This window comes from Mesorhizobium sp. M0051, from assembly GCF_040323235.1.
In the GTDB taxonomy this organism is placed as follows: Bacteria; Pseudomonadota; Alphaproteobacteria; order Rhizobiales; family Rhizobiaceae; genus Mesorhizobium.
The window spans coordinates 58,127-80,076 of record NZ_JAMYUT010000016.1; the positions used below are offsets into that span (position 1 = coordinate 58,127).

A 21,950-nucleotide genomic window follows, 5' to 3' on the forward strand; every position below is an offset into this window, starting at 1 on the left:
GGGCCGCGTCAGAAAGCGACCTTGTCGCCGCCTTTCAATGACAGGATTTCACGTGCCTCGTCGGGCGTCGCCACTTCCATGCCGAGCCCTTCGATGATCTTGCGGGCTAGGAGCACTTGTTCTGCGTTCGATTTGGCAAGCTTGCCCTTGCCCGCCCACAGGCTGTCCTCCAACCCAACGCGGATGTTGCCACCGAGTGCGGCTGATTGCGCGGCGATACGCAGTTGGCTGGCGCCGGCGCCCAGCACCGACCAACGGAACTGGTCGCCGAACAACCGGTCGGCCGTGCGCTTCATATGAGCCACGTCTTCGGGATGCGTGCCGATACCGCCAAGTAGCCCGAACACCGACTGCACGAAGAAGGGCGGCTTCACCAGCCCACGGTCGGCGAAATGGGAAAGGTTGTAGAGATGGGCGATGTCGTAGCACTCGAATTCGAAGCGCGTGCCATTGTCGTAGCAGGTCGCCAGAATGTACTCGATGTCCTTGAACGAGTTGCGGAAGACGAGGTCGCGCGTCGCTTCCAGATGCGGCTTTTCCCAGTCGAACTTGAAGGTCTCATATTTGTCGGCGAGGTGATAGAGCCCGAAATTGATCGAACCCATATTAAGCGAGGCGACCTCGGGCTTGAACTGGGCGGCCGGGCGCACACGCTCCTCGACCTTCATGTAGGGGCTGCCGCCGGTGGTGATGTTGATGGCGGCTTTGGTGCCTTGCTTGACGCGTGGCAGGAAGCGGGCGAAGGCCTCCGGCGTCTGGTCGGGCTTGCCGGTCTCCGGGTCGCGAGCATGCAGATGCAGGATCGCGGCACCGGCTTCCGCCGCGGCGATCGCCTCCGAGGCAATCTGGTCGGGTGTGATCGGCAAATAGGGCGACATGGTCGGCGTGTGGATCGCGCCCGTCACCGCGCAGGTGATGATGACCTTGCCCTTGGTCTGCTGGACGCCGGGCTTGCGGGTCGTCTCGATCATTGTCCGTACTCCTGGTCCGATTTTTTCTTGTGCGCCGCCAGCGCCATCAGCCGGCGGTCGCGCCATACCTGCCGCTCGCCGAGGTTCTCGCGCGGCAAGCGTTCGCGGCGGTCGGCTTCGACGGTCTTCATCACCTCGCCCGCCCAGTCGACGCGGCGCAGCATCTGCGGAAATATGTTCGAATATATCGACTGATAGCGCTCGACATAGTCGCGCACGCCGCCGGGCGCGTTCAGATCGATTGTCTCGAACGGACCCATGAATGACCAGCGCAGCGCCAGTCCGTCGCGGATGCCGATGTCGACATCCTCGACACTGGCGTAACCGTCGGCGACAAGCCGGAACGCTTCCTCAAGCAATGCGCCTTGCAAGCGGTTCATGATGAAGCCGTCGAGCTCGCGCTTCATCACGAGCGGCGCGTGGCCGGCATCGATGAGGAAGGCGCGGGTCCTTTCCAACGCCTCGGCGGACGTCCACGGCGCCGGCACGACCTCGGCTGCCGGAATGAGATAGGGCGGATTGATTGGATGCACGACCAGGCAGCGATGGCGCCCTTGCAGATGGTCGGTGAATTTCGATGGCAAGAGCGCCGAGGTGGAGCTGGCGATGATCGTTTGCGGATCGGCAAGCCTGTCGATCAGAGAGAATACGCCACGTTTCACCTCCAGGTTTTCGGGCGTGTTCTCCTGGACATGGGCTGCACCGGCCAGCGCCTCCGCCAACTCGGCGACGATTGCGATCCGGCCGACCACGGCGTCGACCGCCTGTCCTCGCAGGAGGTCGTTCCTAGCGAGATCGCCAAGCACGCCGGCAATGTAGTCGCGGGCGCCGCCAGTCGCGGCGGGCGACTGATCCCACATCCGCACATTATGGCCGGCACGGGCAAAGCTGATCGCCCAGGCTCGCCCGATGAACCCGGTTCCGACAATCGCGACATTGGCCATGGACTATTCCTCAGAGTGTTTCGACATTGCCGTCGACGCCGAGCGACTGGCCGGAAATGTTGATCCCCGCATCGGAGAGCAGGAAGGCGACCATCGCGGCGACATCATAGGGGCTGGTCATGCGGCGCAGCGAGATGTTCTGCAGATAGCGATCCCTCATCTCCTCATGGCTGATGCCGACCTGCTTGGCACGTGCCGAGATGACGCCTTCGATGCGCGGCCCCTCGATGATGCCGGGTAGGATGGCGTTGACCCTTATGCCATGCGGCCCGAGCTCCTTGGCGAGACTCTGCGTGAAACCGATGACACCGAACTTCGCCGCCGAATAAGGCGTGCGGAAGGCGTAGCCATGCCGGCCGGCCGCCGACGACATCGAGACAATCGAGCCGCCGCCCGCTGCCTTGATCAGCGGTACCGCGCGCCGGGCACACAGGAACTGGCCGGTCAGGCAGATGTCGATGCAATGTCGCCAGTCCGCCGGATCGATCTCCTCGACACCGCCGGTCGGTCCGGCAATGCCGGCATTGTTGATCAGCGCATCGAGACCGCCGAGCTTTTCCTTAACGGCCTCGAAAAGCCGGTCGACGTCGTCGTCACGCGAGACATCGGCCTTGATCGCGGCGACCAGATCGATCTTGCCGGGAGCAGCGGCCAGCGCCTCGTCGGAAACGTCGCAGACTATGATGCGAGCGCCGAGCCGCGACAACGTGTCGGCTATGGCAAACCCGATGCCTCCAGCGCCTGCCGTCACCAGCACGCGCTGGCCTTTCAGCCCGGTCAGAAAGTCGTCCTGCATGCAACAGCTCCAGCGAGATTCCTGACTATATAGAAACGAGACTGACGTGGGTACGCGATCCGCGCAAGTGAGAGCCGGTCGAGCTACGGGCAACGGGGGACGCGCGGCCGGAGACCGGCAGTCATGACTTGGGGCATTCACCGTTATCGGATTGCCAAGGAATGGTAGTGTGATTATACCAGTTGATAAGCTGACGACGGGCGATGCCGTCGGATGAGACCAGGAGTAGTGGCCAGAGATGACAACGATTGCGCTGTTCGGTGCCGGCGGGAAAATGGGTTACCGCCTGTCGATCAATTTTCGCGGATCGCCCTACACGATACGCCATGTCGAGGTCAGCGAGGCCGGCCGCGAACGGCTGAAGACCGGACTGGGTTTTGATGCGGTGAGCGCCGACGAGGCGCTCAAGGGGGCCGACGTGGTGATCCTGGCCGTTCCGGACACGCATATCGGCAAAGTGGCGACTAGCATCGAGAGCCAGCTGGCGCCGGGCACGATGGTGGTGGTGCTCGACGCGGCGGCACCTTTCGCCGGTCATCTGCCGAACCGGCCGGACCTCACCTATTTCGTCACCCACCCCTGCCATCCGCCGATCTTCAATGACGAGACCGACATGGCGGCCAAGAAGGATTATTTCGGCGGCGTCAAGGCCAAGCAGCATATGGTCAGCGCCTTGATGCAGGGACCGGAAGAGGATTACGCCAAGGGCGAGGCGATCGCGAAAATCATCTGGGCGCCGGTCATGCGCTCGCACCGCGTCACCGTCGAACAGATGGCGCTGCTCGAGCCTGGCCTTTCGGAGACGGTCTGCGCCTCGCTGTTGGTGGTCATGAAGGAGGCCGTCGACGAGGTCGTGGCGCGCGGCGTCGACAAGCAGGCGGCGCTCGACTTCCTGCTCGGCCATATGAACGTGCTCGGCGCCGTCATCTTCGGCGAGACCAAGGGCGTGTTCTCGGACGCCTGCAACAAGGCGATCGAATTCGGCAAGCCGGTTCTGATGCGTGACGACTGGAAGCGCGTCTTCGAACCGGAAGAGATCGCCGCAAGCATTCAGCGCATCACCTGAAAGAGCACATGCGCTTGGCGCAGCGTCCCGACGCGTCGGCGTACCGTTACCGACACTCCGTTTGCCGCCATCAGGCACATGTCACCTGAATTAGTGATTGACTCATCATACCAGTTGGCTTAGCTGTTCATGGCTCGGATCGACAAGGTTTCGCAGGGAGTACGAAGCCTGGCGAGTGGAGGATGGCTGGTGAGCAACGATCCGCTGAGGGGAGCCGGCAAACGGCTCTTTAGCCCGAAAGCGATCCGCCGCCCGCGCTGCCTGACGAATTCGGATGCCGACAGAGGCCTTGGTTGACCAAGGTAATTTTTCAAACGGGAGGACTTCATGAAACTCACTCGCAGAATGACGCTTGCGGCTTTCGCCGGCATGCTGGCGCTTGGCACGGCGATGCCCGCCTGTGCGGCGGATCTCATCGCCATCATCACGCCCTCGCACGACAATCCGTTCTTCAAGGCGGAAGCCGTCGGCGCCGAGGCCAAGGCCAAGGAACTCGGCTACGAGGCGCTGGTCCTCGTCCATGACGACGACGCCAACAAGCAGTCCGAGCTGATCGACACCGCAATCGGTCGTGGCGCCAAGGCGATCATCCTCGACAATGCCGGCGCCGACGCCACAGTCGCCGCCGTACAGAAGGCCAAGGATGCGGGCATTCCGTCCTTCCTGATCGATCGCGAGATCAACGCCACCGGCGTCGCCATGGCGCAGATCGTCTCCAACAACTATCAGGGCGCCCAACTCGGCGCGCAGGAATTCGTCAAGCTGATGGGCGAGAAGGGCAATTTCGTCGAGCTGGTCGGCAAGGAATCCGATACCAATGCCGGCATCCGCTCCAAGGGCTATCACGACGTCATCGACGACTATCCGGATCTGAAGATGGTCGCCCAGCAGTCGGCCAACTGGAGCCAGACGGAAGCCTATTCCAAGATGGAATCGATCCTGCAGGCCAACCCCGACATCAAGGGCGTCATCTCCGGCAACGACACGATGGCGATGGGCGCCTATGCAGCACTTGCCGCGGCGAACCGCAAGGATGTCATCGTCGTCGGCTTCGACGGATCGAACGACGTGCGCGACTCCATCACCTCGGGCGGCATCAAGGGGACCGTCCTGCAGCCGGCCTTCGCGCAGGCGCAGATGGCGGTCGAGCAGGCCAACGACTTCATCAAGAACAAGAAGTCGCCGGCCAAGGAAAAGCAGCTGATGGATTGCGTCCTGGTCAATGGCGAGAATGCCGCCAAGCTCGAGACCTTCGCGCTGACCAACTGAGCCAGCGTGATTTGAACAGCGAGGGGCGAATTTCGGTTCGCCCCTCGCCGCCATTTTCCGTGGGCCGACCACCACCATGCTGAACAACAGGCCATCATGCTGAACAACAAGCCGAACTGGCCGATCCTTGCCTTGATGGTCTGCCTGACCGCTTGCAAGATCTTGCCGACAAAATCGGCAGACGGCGGCAATGCTCCCGTCTTCAATCCGGACAAGACGGTCGAAGAGATATGGGCGGCAAAGGTCGTGCCTTATCTCCAGCAGAAAGCCGGACCGTTTCCAGAAGTTCACACTCTAGCGACAACCGATGCCGCAGCGGCCGGAGCCAAATACGGTAATCCGAACAAGCAGGCGAACGCGCCGTGGACTTTCGCAGTTCGCCTGGAAGGCAAGATCGTCGCGGCGAATACGCAGTCGCGTGCGGCGACGGTCGACATCGATGTCGACGGCGACGGCAAGGCCGATGCGCGGGTGCAGATCGGACCAGCGGTGCGGGGAACCGCACTGCGCGACAGCCTAGACTTCATCCAGTTCAACGATTTCACCAACCAGATCGACTTCGCCCAGTTCGGCAAGGCGTTCAACAGCTACGCCGACAAGACGGTGCTGTCCAAGTTGCCGCGCGAGGCGCTGGAGGGCCGCAGCGCCAAGGTGCTCGGCGCCTATACGCTGGGCAGCGGCCAGGACCTGCCGCTGGTGACGCCGGCGGAGGCAGAGATCGGGTCGAAGCCATGAGCGCGACCGCAGAGCGCGAAATCATCCTGAAGCTGGAGGACGTCTCCAAGGTCTATTCCGGAACCGTTGCGGTCAAGCGCGCCAATTTCGAGGTACGCAAGGGCGCGGTCAACGTATTGGTCGGCGAAAACGGCGCCGGCAAGTCGACGCTGATGAAGATCATCGCCGGTGTCGAACGGCCGACTGCAGGCCGCATACTGCTGGAGGGCGAAGAGGTGTCCTTCTCGTCGTCCGGCGATGCGGTGAACCGCGGCATCGGCATGGTGTTCCAGGAACTGAACCTGTTCGGCAACATGAGCGTCGCCGAGAACATTTTCGCCACCCGCGAAATCACCAACCGGTTCGGCAAGATCGACCGCAAGGAGCAGGAGCGCCGCGCGGCGGAATTTCTGGAACGCCTGCAAGCCGGCATACGGCCCGCTATGCTGGTCGAGGATCTGCGCATCGGCCAGCAGCAGCTGGTCGAGATCGCCAAGGCGGTCTCGCTCGACGCGCGTATTCTGATCATGGACGAGCCGACCTCGGCGCTGAGTGCGGCGGAGGTCGAGATCCTGTTCAAGGTGATCGCCGACCTCAAGGCGCGTGGCGTCGCCATCGTCTACATCTCTCACCGGCTGGAAGAACTGATCCGCATCGGCGACTACATCACCGTGCTGCGCGACGGCCGCATCACCGGCCAGGAGGAGATGAAGAACGTCGACACGCAATGGATCGTGCGGCAGATGATCGGCTCCGACGCCAAGGACTTCGCCAAGGCCGACGGTCATGTTCCCGGCGAAGAGATCTTCCGGGCCGAGGACATTTGCCTGCCACGCGCCACCGGCGGCCTTGCCGTCGACCATGTCTCGCTGTCGCTGCGTGCCGGCGAGATTCTCGGCATATACGGCCTGATGGGCGCCGGGCGCAGCGAATTGTTCGACTGCATCATGGGCCGCCATAGTCATTCGACGGGCGAGATCTTCATTGGCGGCAAACAGGTCAGGGAGCGCGACACGACGCGACGCATCCGGCGCGGGCTGGCACTGATCCCCGAGGACCGCCAGCGCGAGGGGCTGGTGTCGATCCTCTCGGTCGCCAGCAACCTGACGCTGGCCAGCCTGTCGCGATTTGCCAGCCTGTTCCATATCCGTGGCGCCGACGAAAGGCAGGCGGTGACACAGATGGTGCGGGAACTGGCGATCAAGGTCGCCGACCCGGTGCAAGAGGTTTCGTCGCTGTCCGGCGGCAACCAGCAGAAGGTGGTGATCGGCAAGGCGCTGCTCACCGGACCCAAGGTGCTGTTGATGGACGAGCCCAGCCGAGGCATCGATGTCGGCGCCAAGGCGGATGTGTTCCGCACCATGCGCAAATTGTCCCGCGACGGTTTGGGGATTCTTTTCGCGACCTCCGATCTCGACGAGGTCATGGCATTGTCCGACCGCATTGCGGTGATGAGCAACGGAAAACTGACTGGCATGTTCGATCGCACTGAAGCGACGGAGGCGGCACTCGTCGCCGCATCGGCGCTTGGCCACGGACCGGCCGCACACAAGGAGAGCATCGCCCATGACTGACATCCCAGCCAAGGCGGCAGCTCCCTCCGCGCCCAGCGGCTCCGTGCTGTTGACGCTGATGAAGCTCAGGACCTTCATCGCGCTGATCGCCGTCCTGATCTTCTTCTCGATCGCGGCGCCGAATTTCCTGTCGACCGCCAATCTGATCCTGATGTCGAAGCATGTGGCGCTGAACGCGTTCCTGGCGATGGGCATGACCTTCGTCATCATCACCGGCGGCATCGACCTTTCGGTCGGCTCGATCGTCGGTCTGTGCGGCATGGTGGCCGGCTATCTCGTGCTCAACGGCATCGACCTGCAGATCGGCTACACCATCTATTTCAACGTTTTCGAGATCGCGCTGATCACGCTTGCGGTCGGCATATTGATTGGCGCCGTCAACGGGTTGCTGATCACCAAGCTGAATGTCGCGCCGTTCATCGCCACGCTGGGCGTCCTCTATGTCGCGCGCGGCCTGGCACTGCTGTCGTCGGACGGCCGCACCTTCCCGAATCTCGTCGGCAAGCCGGAGCTTGGAACCACCGGTTTCGGTTTTCTCGGCGCCGGCCGGCTGCTTGGCCTGCCGGTGGCGATCTGGATCCTGATCGTCGTTGCACTGGGGGCCGCCTATCTCGCCAAGTACACACCGCTCGGGCGCCACATCTTTGCCGTCGGCGGCAATGAACGCGCGTCGCGGATTTCGGGCGTCCGTGTCAACATGGTGAAGATGTTCGTCTATATGTTCTCAGGTTTCTGCGCGGCGATCGTCGGCCTGATCATCTCGTCCGAGCTGATGGCCTCGCATCCCGCGACAGGCGAAAGTTTCGAGCTCAACGCCATTGCGGCGGCGGTGCTCGGCGGCACCTCGATGTCGGGCGGCCGCGGCACGATCGGCGGCACCATCGTCGGCGCGTTCGTCATCGGCATTCTTTCGGACGGATTGGTGATGATGGGTGTGAGTTCGTTCTGGCAAATGGTGATCAAGGGCCTCGTCATCATCGTCGCCGTCGTCGTCGACCAGGCGCAGCGGCGTCTGCAGAGCCGCGTAACGCTGATGCAAATGGCAAAGGCGGGCTGATCATGGCGGAGCTGCGGGGAGCGCTGATCGGCTGCGGCTTCTTTGCCGTCAACCAGATGCATGCCTGGCGCGACATAGCGGGCGCCTCGATCGTCGCCATCTGCGACCGCGATCCGGAACGGCTCAGGATCGTCGGCGACCAGTTCGGCATTGCGAAACGCTATACCGACGCGACCTCTCTGTTCGAAGGCGAGACGTTCGACTTCGTCGATATCGCCACCACCGCGCCCAGCCATCGTCCCCTTGTCGAGATGGCGGCCGCCCACCGCGTTCCGGCGATCTGCCAAAAGCCGTTCGCGCCGACGCTCGCCGACGCCAAGGCGATGGTGAGGGCTTGCACCGACGCAGGCGTGCCGCTGATGGTGCATGAGAATTTTCGCTGGCAGTCGCCGATCCAGGCGGTACGCGCCGTGCTCGACAGCGGCGAGATCGGCACGCCTTTCTTCGGGCGCATTTCCTTCCGCTCCGCCTATGACGTGTTTTCCGGCCAGCCTTATCTGGCGACGGGAAAGCGCTTCATCATCGAGGACCTCGGCATCCATATCCTCGATATCGCCCGTTTTCTGCTCGGCGACGTCTCGACGATCACGACACGAACGGCTCGCATCAACCAAGCGATCGCTGGTGAGGACGTCGCGACCGTGCTGATGGATCACGTGAGCGGCGCGACATCTGTGGTCGATTGCAGCTACGCGACGAAGCTCGCCACCGAGCCGTTTCCCGAAACGCTGGTCGAGATCGACGGCAGCGACGGCACGATCCGGCTGGCGCAGGGATACCGGCTCACCGTCGCCGGCAAGAGCGGCACGGCCGTCACCGACGTTTCGCCGCCGCTGCTACCGTGGGCGTCGCGGCCCTGGCACAACATCCAGGAAAGCGTCGTTGCCATCCAGCAGCACTGGGTAGACTGCCTGGCAAAGGGGATCGAACCGGCGACCTCGGGCGCCGACAATCTCAAAACGTTTGCGCTGGTCGAGGCCGCCTATGCCGGTGCCGCGAGCCGCCAACCGGTGCAGCTCGACGCCTTGCTGAAATGACCACCGACGCCTTCCTGCTCTATGGCACGCGTGCGGTAGAAGCCGAGCCGGTCAGGCTGAGCGCAGGCGCGCTCACCGCCGACTTCGTCAACGGCAATCTGCGCACCATCCGCCATGGCGGCACCGAATTGCTGCGCGCCATCGCCTACATCGTCAGGGATCGCGACTGGGGCACCTATGAGCCAGTGCTGACGGACCTTGCCATTGACCAAGACGCAAACAGTTTCTCGGTCGGCTATTCGGCAAGTTGCACCGGGCCGGACGGAAGCCGGCTCCGCTTCCGCGCCACGATCGAAGGTTCCGCCGAGGGTCGCCTGACGTTCGATGTGAGCGCCCTACCCGAGAGCGATTTCGAGACCAATCGCTGCGGCTTCTGCATCCTGCACCCGATCGCCGGGCTGGCCGGCAGCCAGGTCACGGTCGAGCACACGGACGGCCACGTGGTGGCGACAAAGCTTCCCGAACTGATCGACCCCTGGCAGCCTTTCAAGGATTTGCGCGCCATCACCCATCAGGTTCGGCCTGGTGTCACCGCCGAATGCCGGATGGATGGCGATACTTTCGAAATGGAGGACCAGCGTAACTGGTCGGACGCATCCTACAAGACCTATGTGCGGCCGCTGGCGCTGCCTTGGCCCTATGTACTGCCTGCCGGCCAACCCCTGCGCCAGACGATCAGCCTGCGCATCACCGGTGAAGGCACAGCGCCGGCTGCCGCCGTGGCCAACGAACCGGTCCGCGTCGAACTCGGCGAAGCCGGACCGAGGCTGCCCGATATCGGCGTGGTCATCTATCCGAGGATGTCGAGACGGCGCTGGCGAATCTCTCCGCGCTGACGACACTCGGCCCCCAACAGTTGCTGTTTCACTACGATCCGACGCGCGGCCACGGGCTCGACGCCTTGCGCGCTTTCGCGCGGCTCGCAATTGCTTACCCAGCTGAAACGACCCTCGAATGCGTCGTTACCTGCACTGGCGACCTCGATACCGAACTGTCAGGCGTCGCCGACCTGGTGCGCCAGGCCGGGCTGAGCCTCTCGGCCATTGCGGTGTCGCCTTCGGTCGACCGGCAGTCGACGCCGCCGGGCAGTGCGTGGCCGCCCTGCCCGCCACTCGAAACGGTCTATGCCGCGGCGCGGCGCGCCTTTCCCGATATCCGACTCGGCGGCGGCATGTTCAGTTATTTCACCGAGCTCAACCGGAAGCGCGTACCGGCGGACCAGCTCGATTTCATTACCCATTGCACCTGCCCGATCGTGCATGCCGCCGACGATCTCAGCATCATGCAATCGCTGGAGGCGCTGCCTTTCGTCACCCAATCGGCACGAGCGATCTTCGGGACAAAACCCTACCGGATCGGTCCGTCGACGATTGCCATGCGCCAAAACCCCTATGGCGGCGCGACCAAGCCCAATCCGCAGGGACAGCGCATCGCGATGGCTGATCGCGACCCGCGGCATGCCGGCCTTTTCGCCGCTGCGTGGACGATCGGATATGCAGCGCGTGTCGCACCGGCCGGGCTGGAGATGCTGACGCTTTCCAGCTTCACCGGGCCGTTCGGCGTGCTGGCATCATCCGGAGAACCCGTCGCGGAAGGATCACCCCGGCCCATCTTCAGGGCTATCAAGGGCCTTTGCGAGATGGCTGGCCTTGCGCATGTGGCGGCAAGGACGAGCGATGAGACCAGGGTGCTGGCTCTGGCTGGACGCTCCACTTCAGGCAAGACAATCGTGTGGCTGGCGAACCTGACGGCGGACGACGTGCCGGTCGACATTTCAGCTTTTGGCCGAGGCCACCTCGTGATGACCCCTTACGCGATCGTCCGGATCGGCTGAAGTTACTTTTCGGAGTTCATCACATAGAGCGCGCGCGAGCGCTCAAGGTGCTTGATCATCGCCTTCTCGGCGCCGTCGGCATCCTTCTTCTCGATGCGGCCGATGATCTCTTCGTGCTCGGTCAGCGTGAAGTTTTCCTTGCCGGTCCAGATCAGCATTTCGGTGTGGTATTCCTTCAACCACCCGAGCATCGCCTCGCTTACGGCGACATAGATCGGATTGCCGGAAATCGCGGCGATCTGGGTATGGAACTTCATGTCGGCGGAAATGAAGGCTTCGGAATCACCGCGAAAGCCGCGCTGTTCGGTAATGATGGCCCGCAGCCGCTGCACGTCCTCAGCGGTGGCCTTTTCGGCGGCTTCCCTGACCATGCCGCGCTCGAAGAAGATGCGCGCGCTCTTCAGATGCTCAAGCGTGTCCTTCGATGACGACAGGATGATCTTGGCGGCGCCATCGACCTGCTTGATGATCGACTTGGCTGTCAACTGAAGCACCTTGGCGCGCTCGCCATGCGAGATCGCGACCAGGCCCATATTGCTCAACGCCTGCATGGCCTCGCGGATCGCCGGCCTGCCAACCTCGAAGCGCTCCATCAGCTCTCGCTCCGATGGCATGTCGTCGCCCGGCATCAGTTCGCCGCTGGTGATCAGGCGCTTCAGCCGCAAGAAGACCTCATCGGAAAGCTTGCGCCGGACAATCGGTTCCGAACGGTTCATCGTCGCGAATCACTCCCTTGAGCCGGCCATATTTAACACTGCCGCCACAATTCCCGGAAATTGCCGTCTGTTGATCCGCCAAGGCTTCCGGATATGTCTTGCAATACTTATGTACTCATTATACCAGATTTCGCACACTGGTGAACCTTTTTCGAATGCTCGGCCTCAGACAACAGACCATGATCACCCTCACCTATCGCATCGAAACGCCCGGCAGCATCGAAGCGCTGGCCGCCAAGATCGCCAGCGACCAGTCGACCGGCACCTTCGTGGCGCTGCCTGGCGAGACCGAGGAGTTGAAGGCCCGGGTGGCGGCGCGCGTGCTGGCGATCCGGCCTCTGCCCGATGCCGAACGGCCGTCCCTTCCCGACGCCGGCGAGGGGCCGTTCAGGCGCGCCGATGTCGATATCGCCTTTCCGTTCGATGCCATCGGCGCCGACCTCTCGGCGCTGATGACGATTGCCATCGGCGGCACCTATTCGATCAGGGACCTCACCGGAATTCGCGTCGTCGACATGAAGCTGCCGGAGGATTTTCGTGGCGCGCATCCTGGCCCACAGTTCGGTGTTGCCGGCAGCCGCCGACTTACCGGCGTCGCAGACCGGCCAATCATCGGCACGATCGTCAAGCCGGCGCTCGGGCTGCGGCCGCACGAGACAGCGGCGATGGTGGCGGAATTGATCGCCGCCGGCGTCGACTTCATCAAGGACGATGAGAAGCTGATGAGCCCGGCCTATTCGCCGCTGTCGGAACGGGTGAAGGCGATCATGCCGCTCATCCTCGATCACGAGCAGAAGACCGGCAAGAAAGTGATGTATGCCTTCGGCATCTCGCATGCCGACCCGGACGAGATGATGCGCAATCATGATCTGGTTGTGAAGGCCGGCGGCAATTGCGCTGTTGTCAACATCAATTCGATCGGCTTCGGTGGCATGGCCTTCCTGAGAAAACGCTCCAGCCTGGTGCTACACGCCCATCGCAATGGCTGGGACATCCTCACCCGTCACCCTGGCCTCGGCATGGATTTCAAGGTCTGGCAGCAGTTCTGGCGGCTGCTCGGCGTCGACCAGTTCCAGATCAACGGCATCGCCTCGAAATACTGGGAACCGGATGACTCTTTCGTCGAGTCGTTCAAGGCCGTGACAACACCGATCTTTTCACCCGAGGACTGCGCCTTGCCGGTGGCGGGCTCCGGCCAGTGGGGCGGTCAGGCGCCCGAGACGTATGCGCGGACGGGACGGACGGTCGATCTTCTCTATCTCTGCGGCGGCGGTATTGTCAGCCATCCGGACGGGCCGGGCGCCGGCGTGCGGGCCGTGCAGCAAGCCTGGCAGGCGGCGGTCGACGGCATTCCGCTGGCGGACTTCGCCTTGAGCCATCCCGAACTGGCGCGGTCGATCGAAAAATTCGGCGACGGCAAGGCGGCCTGAAGCCATGCAGGACCTGCTTCTCAGCTATTATGGCGACGACCTGACCGGCTCGACCGATGTCATGGAGGCGCTCGAGCTCGGCGGCGTGCCGACCGTGCTGTTCATGCGCCAGCCGGACGAGACCTTGCTGTCGCGCTTCGCCCATTGCCGGGCGATCGGACTGGCCGGCACCAGTCGCAGCGAGACGCCGCGATGGATGGACACGCATCTGCGCGAGGCTTTCGCCTGGCTAAAGACGCTCAATGCCGCGATCTGCCACTACAAGGTCTGCTCGACTTTTGATTCCAGCCCGACGATCGGCAGCATCGGCCGGGCCATCGAGATCGGCCGCTCGGTGTTCGCGCAGGCCAGTGTGCCGCTGGTAGTCGGCGCGCCGCAGCTCCGGCGCTACACCGCCTTCGGCCATCTGTTCGCCGCCTATCGCGATCAATATTTCCGCATCGATCGCCATCCCGTGATGAGCCGTCACCCGACGACGCCGATGGATGAGTCCGATCTGCTGATCCATCTGTCGCGGCAGACGGAGCTGAGTTCCGGGCTGATCGACCTTGCGACGCTACAGTCTGCGTCGCGGTCGGCGGCATTCGATCGCCTGACCGCAAACGGCACCGCCATCGTGCTTGTCGATGTCGACAGCCGGGAGACCCAGGCCCTGGCTGGCAAAGAGATCTGGCGCGTTCGCAAGCCCGGCGGTTCTTTTGTCGTCGGCTCGTCCGGGGTCGAGTATGCGTTGCTGGCCGAATGGGTGTCGAATGGCATCGCCAGCGCTGGGCAGGGTTTCACGCCGCCGGGGGCAGCCGAGCGGATAGCCGTCGTGTCGGGCAGTTGCTCCCCGACCACCGAACGACAGATCCGGCATTCCCTGACCGACGGTTTCGACGGCATCGAGGTCGATCCGGTCGAACTGGTTTCCGAGGCGTCACAGCTGGCGATCGCGCGCGCTACGGCAAGCGGCAGAGCCAGTCTGCAAGCCGGGCGCAGCATCATCCTCTATACCGCGCTTGGTCCCGCCGCCGAAAGGGGCGCAGAAATCGACCGGCAGGAAGGCGCGCGCCACAAGCTTGGTCGCAGTCTTGGAGAAATTCTTCGCAGCCTTACCATCGAACAGAGCCTGCGGCGCGTGGTCATTGCCGGCGGCGACACGTCGAGCCATGCACTTGGCGAGATGGGTGTCGATGCCCTGACAATCCGAATGCCGCTGCCCGCTTCACCGGGTTCGCCGCTCTGCGTTGCCCATTCGCGCGTCAAGGCGATCGACGGACTGGAGGTTGCGCTCAAGGGTGGCCAGGTCGGAACCGATCGCTATTTCTCAGCCATCCGCGATGGCCTCGGCGATTGAGCCAATACTGCGTCCAGGTGCTGGCCGGCGGGAACACCTCTAGGCGTGAAATACTCCTTGCCGGGTAGAAATCCCGATAACACCCGGTATTATCTGCGAAAATGCCGAAATCGGGAGGATGCCGGTGCAGACCAAGAAGATCATCAATGACGGCAATCGCGCCGTCGACGAGATGCTGGAAGGCATTCTCGCCGCACATCCTCGCCATCTCAAAAGCGTGGATGGCAGTCCACGCTCGATCATCGCCCGCGACGGACCGCGCCAAGGCAAGGTGGGTCTCGTGATTGGCGGCGGCTCGGGCCATGAGCCGAGCTTCCTCGGCTTCGTCGGCAAAGGATTGGCCGACGCGGCGGCCATCGGCAATGTCTTTGCCTCGCCGCCGCCGGACCCGATCCTCGAATGTGCCAAGGCAGTCAGCAGCGGCGCCGGCGTGCTGTTCATGTACGGCAACTATGCCGGCGACGTGATGAATTTCGACATGGCCGCCGAGATGGCGGCCATGGACGACATCGAGGTGCGTACCGTGCTGAGCACCGACGACGTTGCTTCGGCACCGCGTGACCAGCGGCACAAGAGGCGCGGCGTCGCCGGGAATTTCTTCATCTTCAAGGCGGCCGGCGCCGCCTGCGACCGGATGCTGTCCTTCGACGAATGCGAGCGCATCGCCGGCAAGGCCAACGACCACACTTTCACCATGGGCGTGGCGCTGTCGCCCTGTTCGCTGCCGCAGACCCGCCGGCCGAATTTCGAGATCGAGCCGGACGAGATGGAGATCGGCATGGGCATTCACGGCGAACCCGGCATCGCGCGCGAAAAATTGAAAACAGCCGACGAGATCACCGACGAGATGCTGGACAGGATCCTCGGCGAGATGGCGCCGGCGCGCGGCGACAAGGTCGCGGTGCTCGTCAACTCGCTCGGCTCGACGCCGCTGATGGAACTCTACATCATGAACCGGCGCGTGAAGCAGAGGCTCGACGAGATCGGTGTGTCCATCCACGCAAGCTGGGTCGGCAACTACTGCACCTCGCTCGAAATGGCGGGGGCCTCGATCACTCTGCATCGGCTTGACGGCGAGTTGCAGACGATGCTGGACCACCCGTGTGACTGCGCCATGTTTCGCGCCGGCTAACCTTCTCTGCGGCAAGGACAAAGACATGACAATCGACACTGCCCGCCTTGTTGCGATGTTCGCGGCGATCGCAAACGCCATGTCAGCCGACAGGGACAGGCTGTGCGCGCTTGACGGGGTTATCGGCGACGCCGACCACGGCATCGCGATGGAGCTTGGGTTTTCCGCGGCACGCGATGCGGTAGCCGCGCTCGACACGGCGGCCGCTGACCCGACTGCCTTGCTCAATACGGCGGCAAAGTCGTTCCTGAACGCGGTCGGCGCCTCCTCGGGTCCGCTCTATGCGACTGCGTTGATGCGTGGCGCGGCAGCCGTGAAGGGCAAGACGACGCTTGACGACGCGGAAACGGTCGCGCTGTTCCAGGCCATGGCCAAGGGCATTCAGGATCGCGGCAAGGCTGAACCTGGCGAAAAGACGATGATCGACGCATGGGCGCCAGCAGCGCAAGCGGCGGGCGAAGCGCTGGCTTCCGGCAAGGGTCTGGCGGCCAGTCTCGAGGCTGCCGCGCAGGCGGCAAAGGCAGGCGCGGAAGCGACCAAGGCGATGATCGCCACCAAGGGCCGGGCCTCCCGCCTCGGCGAGCGCTCGCTTGGGCATATGGACCCAGGCGCCGCGTCCGCCGTGACTGTGATCGAGGCGATGCGGGTCGCCTTGACCAGTTAACTCAGCAGGTCCCTCACGTCAGCGCTTGGCGTCGAGCTTGTCGACGGCCTGTACGTTTGCGGCGGAGGGGCCGTTCGGATCGAATTCCGAGGCCAGCCATGCGTCGGCGATCGATTTCGCCAGTTCCGGACCGATGACGCGGGCGCCCATGGTGATGATCTGGGCGTTATTGGACTTGGCGGCGCGCTCGGCGGAATAGGTGTCGTGGGTCAATGCGGCACGAATGCCCGGCACCTTGTTGGCGGATATGCTGACGCCGATGCCCGTGCCGCAAAACAGGATGGCCCGGTCGTACTTGCCGTCGAGAACTTCGTGGCCGACCGCGGCGGCGATATCGGCGTAGAACCCAGCCTGGCTGAGATCAACGACCTGCAGTTCCGGCTTGCCGGCGAGGTGCTTGGCGATGACATCGAGCAGCGGCTTGCCGGCGCTATCGGCTCCGAGTGCGATCTTCATGGTGATGAACTCCTTTGCTTTGGTCTTTAGCGGTCAGCTATGGCGGCCGACGCCTTTTTCAGAATGTCGATATAGCCTTCCGCTTGCCACGCGGAGCGGCCGATGAACAGGCCGTCGATATGCGGCTGGCCGATCAGTTCGGCCGCGTTGCCGGGATTGACGCTGCCGCCGTAAAGCACAGGCGGGGCAATCGGCAACCGGTCGGCGGCAATTTTCTTGATCAGCGCCTGCTGCCTGTCGGCATAGTCGGCGCTGGCGGGAATGCCCTTTTCGCCGATCGCCCAGACCGGCTCGTAGGCAAAGAGGATTTCTGCTGACGGTGCATCGCCCTCAAGGCCTTGCAGCGCACCAAGAACCTGCGCGGTCAAAACCTCATCGGCGCGGCCGGATTCTCGCTCGGCCAGCGTCTCGCCGACGCAGATCAGCGGCACGAAACCGTGCCGGACCGCAGCCGCGGTTTTCAGTCCCACTGTCGCATCCGTTTCACCGAAATGCTCTCGGCGCTCGCTGTGGCCCAGTTCGATCAGGTCGAGCCCACAATCCTTCAACATCACCGGCGAAACCTCTCCAGTCCAGGCGCCGGCGTCGGCCCAATGCATGTTCTGGGCACCGACCTTCACGCGTGTCTTGGCCAGCGCGGCCTTGACCTGGCGCGCGGCGGTAAACGGCGGGATGACGAAAGGCTGTATCGCCTGATCGAAACCGGGCACGAAAGCCGTCAGCGCATCGGCGAACTGCAACGCCTCCGACAGCGTCTTGTTCATCTTCCAGCTCGTGCCGACCCAATATGGGGTCATTCTTTTCTCCTTCAACGCGTGTTTTCCTAGCCACCAGTGCCGGCGTCGAGCCGGTATTTCACTCAGACTCGAGGCTTGAGGCTGTCGCGGCCACTGTCGATGTAAGGCGCCCAGAAATCCACCGACTCGCGGATCATCTCGATAACCTGACGGTCGACCGGTTCCCTCTCCCTGAAGGAAAGTTCAAGGCAAATTTCATTGTCGGTGCCACCGCCCTGCCGAACGGCATCCAGCAGCTTTTGCGGCACTATGCGGCCATCCTTGTTGTAGGCGGCCGTGAACGGCCAGTGGCCGCCCTTGTTCATGGAAGACTGCTTGATGTGGATGATCGGCGATTGCAATGGAAACGCTTTCGCCCAGGCATAGGGATCGGTGTCGGCAGGGTTGGGCGAGGTCACATCGCCATGGTCGATATCGACCATCATCTTCATCGGAATGGGCAGCTTCGCCGCATCGATGGCGCTCTGCAGCGTGACGCAGCTTTCGATCGTGTGGCCGAACTCGCGGCCGACCGACATCGGCTCCCAGAACAGATAGGTCAGGCCCGCCGCCTTGGCGTGTTCGGCCACCTCGCGCCAGCATTCGAGCGCGATGTCGAGCAGCACTGCCCGCCGTTGCGGATCGTTAAAGTCCTTGTAGGTGAAGATGGCGAACTGCGTGCCCATGCCCGACGCGCCGAGTTCGGCGGAAATGTCGGCAAAGGTCTTGAACCAGTCGATATAGTGGCGCCGGACATCCGCATCCGGGTGGCCGAAATGGTTGAGCCTGCCATAGGGTCCGGTCATGCCCGAGGTGATCCGCACGCCGGTCCTCGCCAATGCGCTGTTGAACAGGCGAAGGAATTTGGCAATCGTCGCCGCCGGCCAGCCCGGATTGACGAATTCGTGCGTCAGTTGCACGTCCCGGATGCCAATGCCGTAGGCGATCGCGTCGATCAGATCATCTGGATCGGCGAAGCGGTTGACCAGGGGATTGGTGTTGAGGGAAAGCGTGAAGGCCATCAGTCCGTCGTCGCCATGATGTTGGAGAACCAGTCTTCAAATGTCTTGCGCTCAGCCGCATTGATATGCAGGCCATGTTTGGTGCGGCGCTCCAGTATATCGACTGATGTGCCGGCCCATTCGGTCTCGACAAGGAACTTCGCCTCCCGTTCATAAAAATCGGGTCCGAAGCGGTGGCCGAGATCCGCTTCGTTATGCACGCCGGCCAGCAATTGCCTGGCGCGGGTGCCATAGGTTCGAGCGTAGTGCTTCACCAGCGACGGACTGAGCCATGAAAACTCGGAATGCAGATCACTCAGGAACTGCTCGAAGTCAGCATTGGGAATGTCGCCCCCCGGCAAGGGAATTTTGGCCGTCCAGGCTTTCTTCATGGTCGGAAAGAACGGCTGGATCTTTTCCAGCGCATGTTCGGACAGCTTGCGGAAGGTGGTGATCTTGCCGCCGAACACCGAAAGCAGCGGCGCGTTGCCGTTGGAAGCGTCGAGTTCGAAAATATAGTCGCGCGTCACCGCGCTTGGATTATCGGCATTGTCGTCATAGAGCGGACGCACGCCGGAGAAGCTGTAGACCACGTCCTGAGGCGTCAGCTGCCGCTTGAAATAGCGATTGACCACCTTGATCAGGTAATCGACTTCGCTTGCCTCGGCTGCCACTTCCTCGGGCCTGCCTTCGTAGGGAATGTCGGTGGTGCCGATCAGCGCCAGATCGTTCTCGTAGGGGTTGACGAAGATCACCCGCTTGTCGTTGTTCTGGATCAGATAGGCCTGCCGTCCCTCCCAGAATTTGGGCACGACGATGTGGCTGCCCTTCACAAGGCGAACATTGCGGGTGGAATTCTGCCCAGCGACGCGGCTGACAATGTCGTTGACCCATGGCCCTGCCGCATTGATCAGTGCGCGCGCCCGGACTTTCGTGATCGCACCCGTGCGGCCATCCTGCATATCAATCGACCACAGGCCATTTTCGCGTCGTGCCGCAATGCATGCAGTACGAGTCAAAACCGTCGCGCCGCGCTGCCTGGCGTCCAGAGCGTTGAGCAACACCAGCCGCGCATCGTCGACCCAGCAGTCGGAATATTCGAAGCCGCGCTTGAATTCGTTCTTGATCGGCGCGCCTTCCGGCGACGTTCTCAGATCAAGTGTCCTGGTTCCCGGCAGCCGCTTGCGGCCGCCAAGGTGGTCGTAGAGAAACAGTCCGAGCCGGACCAGCCATGCCGGCCTGTCTTGCGGGCTGTGCGGAAGAACGAAGCGCATCGGCCAGATGATGTGCGGCGCCGCCTCGAGTAGAACCTCGCGTTCGATCAGCGCTTCGCGAACCAGCCGGAATTCATAATATTCCAGATAGCGCAGACCGCCATGCACCAGCTTGCCGGAGCGCGAGCTGGTGCCTTGGGCGAGATCGTCCTTTTCGCACAGGATAACGGACAGCCCGCGCCCTGCCGCGTCACGCGCTATGCCGGCCCCATTGACGCCGCCGCCGATCACGAAGAGATCGACGACATCTGTTGTATTGCTCAAGATCTTGCTCCTGTGCGGTGCGCCATGCCCTTCCACACCGGCCGAAGCGCCCGATGCGCCGCAACAAAGGAAGGGAAGAGCGCATCGTAGGTTTGCGAAAGCGCCTCGTCATAGGCATCGCAGTCGCCGAGAAGCGGCGTCACCCACTCGGCGGCGCAATCTTCCATCGAGTCATAGACGCCCAGCCCGACCGCGGCCATCATCGCGGCACCTGCAGCGCCGGCTTCCTGGCGGCTGCTCGTTCGGACTTGCGCCCGTGTCGCCGCTGCGATGATGCGACGTAGGGACGGGCTGCGCGCGGCGCCGCCCGACAGGCGAATCTCGCCCGGCACGGGACCCATCGCCTGGTAGCAATCGCGAGCCGCGAAAGCCAACCCCTCGAGGACGGCGCGCGCCAGATCGCCAAAGCCGTGCTTGACCGAAAGGCCGATGAATCCCGCGCGCGCATCGGGGTCGACGAATGGCCCTCTTTCACCTGCCAACGATATGTAAGGCTGGTAAATCAGCGATCCCGGCTCGGATGCTTCCACCCAGACATCGAGTGCCTTTAGCAACTCATCATGAGAAGGGTTTCCACCACCCGTTGCAAGCACATCGCGCGCAAGGCCAAGCAGCCAGTCGATGTTGAGCGTCGCCGCCATGTTGGACTGCAATTGCGCGAAGCCGCCTGGAATAGGCATGGCGATGGTGTAGCCGGAGCCATCATCGTTCAGCACGACATCGCCGGGAGCGGCTGCGAAGCGCGTGTGGATGCCGGTCGAGCCGATCACCGTGCAGCCGACATTGCCTGAGGGATCATAGAGGCCGGCTCCGAGAGCCGTCATGACCATATCCACGTAACCCAGCACCACCGGCGTGCCTGCGAGCAGGCCGGTCTCTGCTGCCGCCGATCGCGACAGCGCATGATGGTCGGTGGTGCCTTCGAGCATGGGCGGCAACAGGCGGCGATGCGTCGTCAGATCCAGGATGTCGAGGACCTCGTCGGAATAGCTGCGCGACCGAAAATCGCCAAAGGTGAATGTTCCTTCCGAAGGATCGGTGGCGCGTTCGCCTGTCATCTTGAAGTGGAGCCAATCCTTGCAATGCAGTGCGGTCGCCGCCCGCTCCAGCATCTCCGGATTGTTCTTTTTCATGAAGGCTAACTGGGCGCCCTGCTGGCAGGAATTCAGCCCCGTGCCGGTCAGCTCGAACCGCCTGCGATCCCGGGGATCGGCACGCATCTCGTCCACCAGATGTCCGGCGCGCGCGTCGAGCCACAGCCATGCGCGCGAGACAGGCAAGCCGTCGCCATCGATCAGCCAGGTTCCGTCGCCCTGCCCGGTGATCGCAACCGCCGCGGCTCGTTGCGCGAGGTCGGGGATCTTGGCCGCGAGATCGCGAACGGTCTGCGCCATGTCGCGCCAGGTCTGCTCAAGGTCCTGCTCGGCACCGCCGCCTTCCAGTGTGACGAAGCTGTTGGGTACCGACGTCATGGCGAGCTGCCGCCCGGACAGATCGAAAGCGACCGATTTGATCACCGACGTTCCCGCGTCGATGCCGATCAGCAGGTCTTTCATGCCGCAAATTCCGGTTGGTTAAGAAGGCAGTTCACGAGGGCAGTCTCGCAGAAGAGGCAGGGAGTGTCCTCAAGGACACC

General features: G+C 63.0%; 19 protein-coding genes and 1 pseudogene. 11 read left to right on the top strand and 9 right to left on the bottom strand.

Translation table 11 applies throughout. From position 1 onward, the window contains the following. Window positions 1-8: 8 nt before the first annotated feature. The 3 genes from kce to NKJ90_RS17930 are packed head-to-tail and all read right to left on the bottom strand — an operon-like array spanning window position 9 to window position 2,711. Window positions 9-971 (bottom strand): 3,5-dioxohexanoate:acetyl-CoA acetone transferase, encoded by a 963-nt coding sequence (kce, locus tag NKJ90_RS17920; protein WP_023756718.1) that lies wholly within the window; start codon window positions 969-971, stop codon window positions 9-11. Further along, window positions 968-1,915, bottom strand: a complete 948-nt coding sequence (locus NKJ90_RS17925; RefSeq protein WP_352486430.1) for a 3-hydroxyacyl-CoA dehydrogenase — start codon at window positions 1,913-1,915, stop codon at window positions 968-970. The genes kce and NKJ90_RS17925 overlap by 4 nt, the downstream gene beginning before the upstream one ends. 10 nt (window positions 1,916-1,925) lie before the next feature. Next, window positions 1,926-2,711, bottom strand: coding sequence for an SDR family oxidoreductase (locus NKJ90_RS17930; protein ID WP_023756720.1), 786 nt, complete (start codon window positions 2,709-2,711; stop codon window positions 1,926-1,928). A 238-nt stretch (window positions 2,712-2,949) separates the two neighbouring features. On the opposite strand from NKJ90_RS17930, the gene NKJ90_RS17935 reads away from it, so the two are divergent. From NKJ90_RS17935 to apnL, 7 genes and pseudogenes are all read left to right on the top strand, one after another. Next, window positions 2,950-3,777: a phosphogluconate dehydrogenase C-terminal domain-containing protein gene (locus tag NKJ90_RS17935; protein ID WP_023756721.1), complete on the top strand. Its 828-nt coding sequence runs from the start codon at window positions 2,950-2,952 to the stop codon at window positions 3,775-3,777. 327 nt (window positions 3,778-4,104) lie between these two features. After that, a complete protein-coding gene (locus NKJ90_RS17940) occupies window positions 4,105-5,046 on the top strand; it encodes a D-ribose ABC transporter substrate-binding protein (RefSeq protein ID WP_023756722.1) in 942 nt (313 codons plus the stop codon). 96 nt (window positions 5,047-5,142) lie between these two features. Next, window positions 5,143-5,781 (top strand): DUF2291 family protein, encoded by a 639-nt coding sequence (locus NKJ90_RS17945; protein WP_023756723.1) that lies wholly within the window; start codon window positions 5,143-5,145, stop codon window positions 5,779-5,781. Beyond that, a complete protein-coding gene (locus tag NKJ90_RS17950) occupies window positions 5,778-7,334 on the top strand; it encodes a sugar ABC transporter ATP-binding protein (protein ID WP_023756724.1) in 1,557 nt (518 codons plus the stop codon). The genes NKJ90_RS17945 and NKJ90_RS17950 overlap by 4 nt, the downstream gene beginning before the upstream one ends. Next, a complete protein-coding gene (locus NKJ90_RS17955) occupies window positions 7,327-8,391 on the top strand; it encodes an ABC transporter permease (RefSeq protein WP_023756725.1) in 1,065 nt (354 codons plus the stop codon). The genes NKJ90_RS17950 and NKJ90_RS17955 overlap by 8 nt, the downstream gene beginning before the upstream one ends. A 2-nt stretch (window positions 8,392-8,393) precedes the next feature. Continuing rightward, window positions 8,394-9,428 (top strand): Gfo/Idh/MocA family protein, encoded by a 1,035-nt coding sequence (locus NKJ90_RS17960; RefSeq protein WP_352486432.1) that lies wholly within the window; start codon window positions 8,394-8,396, stop codon window positions 9,426-9,428. Then, window positions 9,425-11,262 (top strand): annotated as a pseudogene (gene apnL / locus NKJ90_RS17965) (D-apionate lactonase). The gene NKJ90_RS17960 and the pseudogene apnL overlap by 4 nt, the downstream one beginning before the upstream one ends. 2 nt (window positions 11,263-11,264) lie before the next feature. On the opposite strand, the gene NKJ90_RS17970 reads toward apnL, so the two are convergent. Continuing rightward, window positions 11,265-11,978, bottom strand: a complete 714-nt coding sequence (locus tag NKJ90_RS17970; protein ID WP_023756728.1) for a transcriptional regulator NanR — start codon at window positions 11,976-11,978, stop codon at window positions 11,265-11,267. Window positions 11,979-12,157: 179 nt separating this feature from the next. On the opposite strand from NKJ90_RS17970, the gene oiaX reads away from it, so the two are divergent. From oiaX to dhaL, 4 genes are all read left to right on the top strand, one after another. Further along, the gene (gene oiaX, locus NKJ90_RS17975) at window positions 12,158-13,408 is read left to right on the top strand and encodes a 3-oxo-isoapionate-4-phosphate decarboxylase OiaX (RefSeq protein WP_023756729.1); all 1,251 of its coding nucleotides are present in this window, start codon (window positions 12,158-12,160) and stop codon (window positions 13,406-13,408) included. A 4-nt stretch (window positions 13,409-13,412) separates the two neighbouring features. Beyond that, window positions 13,413-14,747: a four-carbon acid sugar kinase family protein gene (locus NKJ90_RS17980; protein ID WP_352486433.1), complete on the top strand. Its 1,335-nt coding sequence runs from the start codon at window positions 13,413-13,415 to the stop codon at window positions 14,745-14,747. Between the two features lie 118 nt (window positions 14,748-14,865). After that, window positions 14,866-15,879 (top strand): dihydroxyacetone kinase subunit DhaK, encoded by a 1,014-nt coding sequence (locus NKJ90_RS17985; protein ID WP_198032165.1) that lies wholly within the window; start codon window positions 14,866-14,868, stop codon window positions 15,877-15,879. Between the two features lie 25 nt (window positions 15,880-15,904). Next, window positions 15,905-16,543: a dihydroxyacetone kinase subunit DhaL gene (gene dhaL / locus NKJ90_RS17990; protein ID WP_023756732.1), complete on the top strand. Its 639-nt coding sequence runs from the start codon at window positions 15,905-15,907 to the stop codon at window positions 16,541-16,543. 18 nt (window positions 16,544-16,561) lie between these two features. Here dhaL and derI read toward each other — a convergent pair whose 3' ends face one another. The 5 genes from derI to NKJ90_RS18015 form a co-directional block, all read right to left on the bottom strand. Then, window positions 16,562-16,999, bottom strand: a complete 438-nt coding sequence (derI, locus tag NKJ90_RS17995) for a D-erythrulose-4-phosphate isomerase (RefSeq protein WP_023756733.1) — start codon at window positions 16,997-16,999, stop codon at window positions 16,562-16,564. 26 nt (window positions 17,000-17,025) lie between these two features. Continuing rightward, on the bottom strand, window positions 17,026-17,796 hold the full coding sequence (locus NKJ90_RS18000) for a triose-phosphate isomerase (protein ID WP_031259445.1): 771 nt from the start codon (window positions 17,794-17,796) through the stop codon (window positions 17,026-17,028). 62 nt (window positions 17,797-17,858) lie between these two features. Beyond that, window positions 17,859-18,797 carry a sugar phosphate isomerase/epimerase family protein gene (locus tag NKJ90_RS18005; RefSeq protein ID WP_023756735.1) on the bottom strand — a complete coding sequence of 313 codons (939 nt, stop codon included), beginning with the start codon at window positions 18,795-18,797 and terminating at the stop codon, window positions 17,859-17,861. Continuing rightward, on the bottom strand, window positions 18,797-20,314 hold the full coding sequence (locus NKJ90_RS18010) for a glycerol-3-phosphate dehydrogenase (RefSeq protein ID WP_023756736.1): 1,518 nt from the start codon (window positions 20,312-20,314) through the stop codon (window positions 18,797-18,799). Before NKJ90_RS18010 ends, NKJ90_RS18005 begins: the two co-directional genes overlap by 1 nt. Next, window positions 20,311-21,870 carry an FGGY-family carbohydrate kinase gene (locus tag NKJ90_RS18015; protein WP_023756737.1) on the bottom strand — a complete coding sequence of 520 codons (1,560 nt, stop codon included), beginning with the start codon at window positions 21,868-21,870 and terminating at the stop codon, window positions 20,311-20,313. Before NKJ90_RS18015 ends, NKJ90_RS18010 begins: the two co-directional genes overlap by 4 nt. Between the last annotated feature and the right edge of the window lie 80 nt (window positions 21,871-21,950).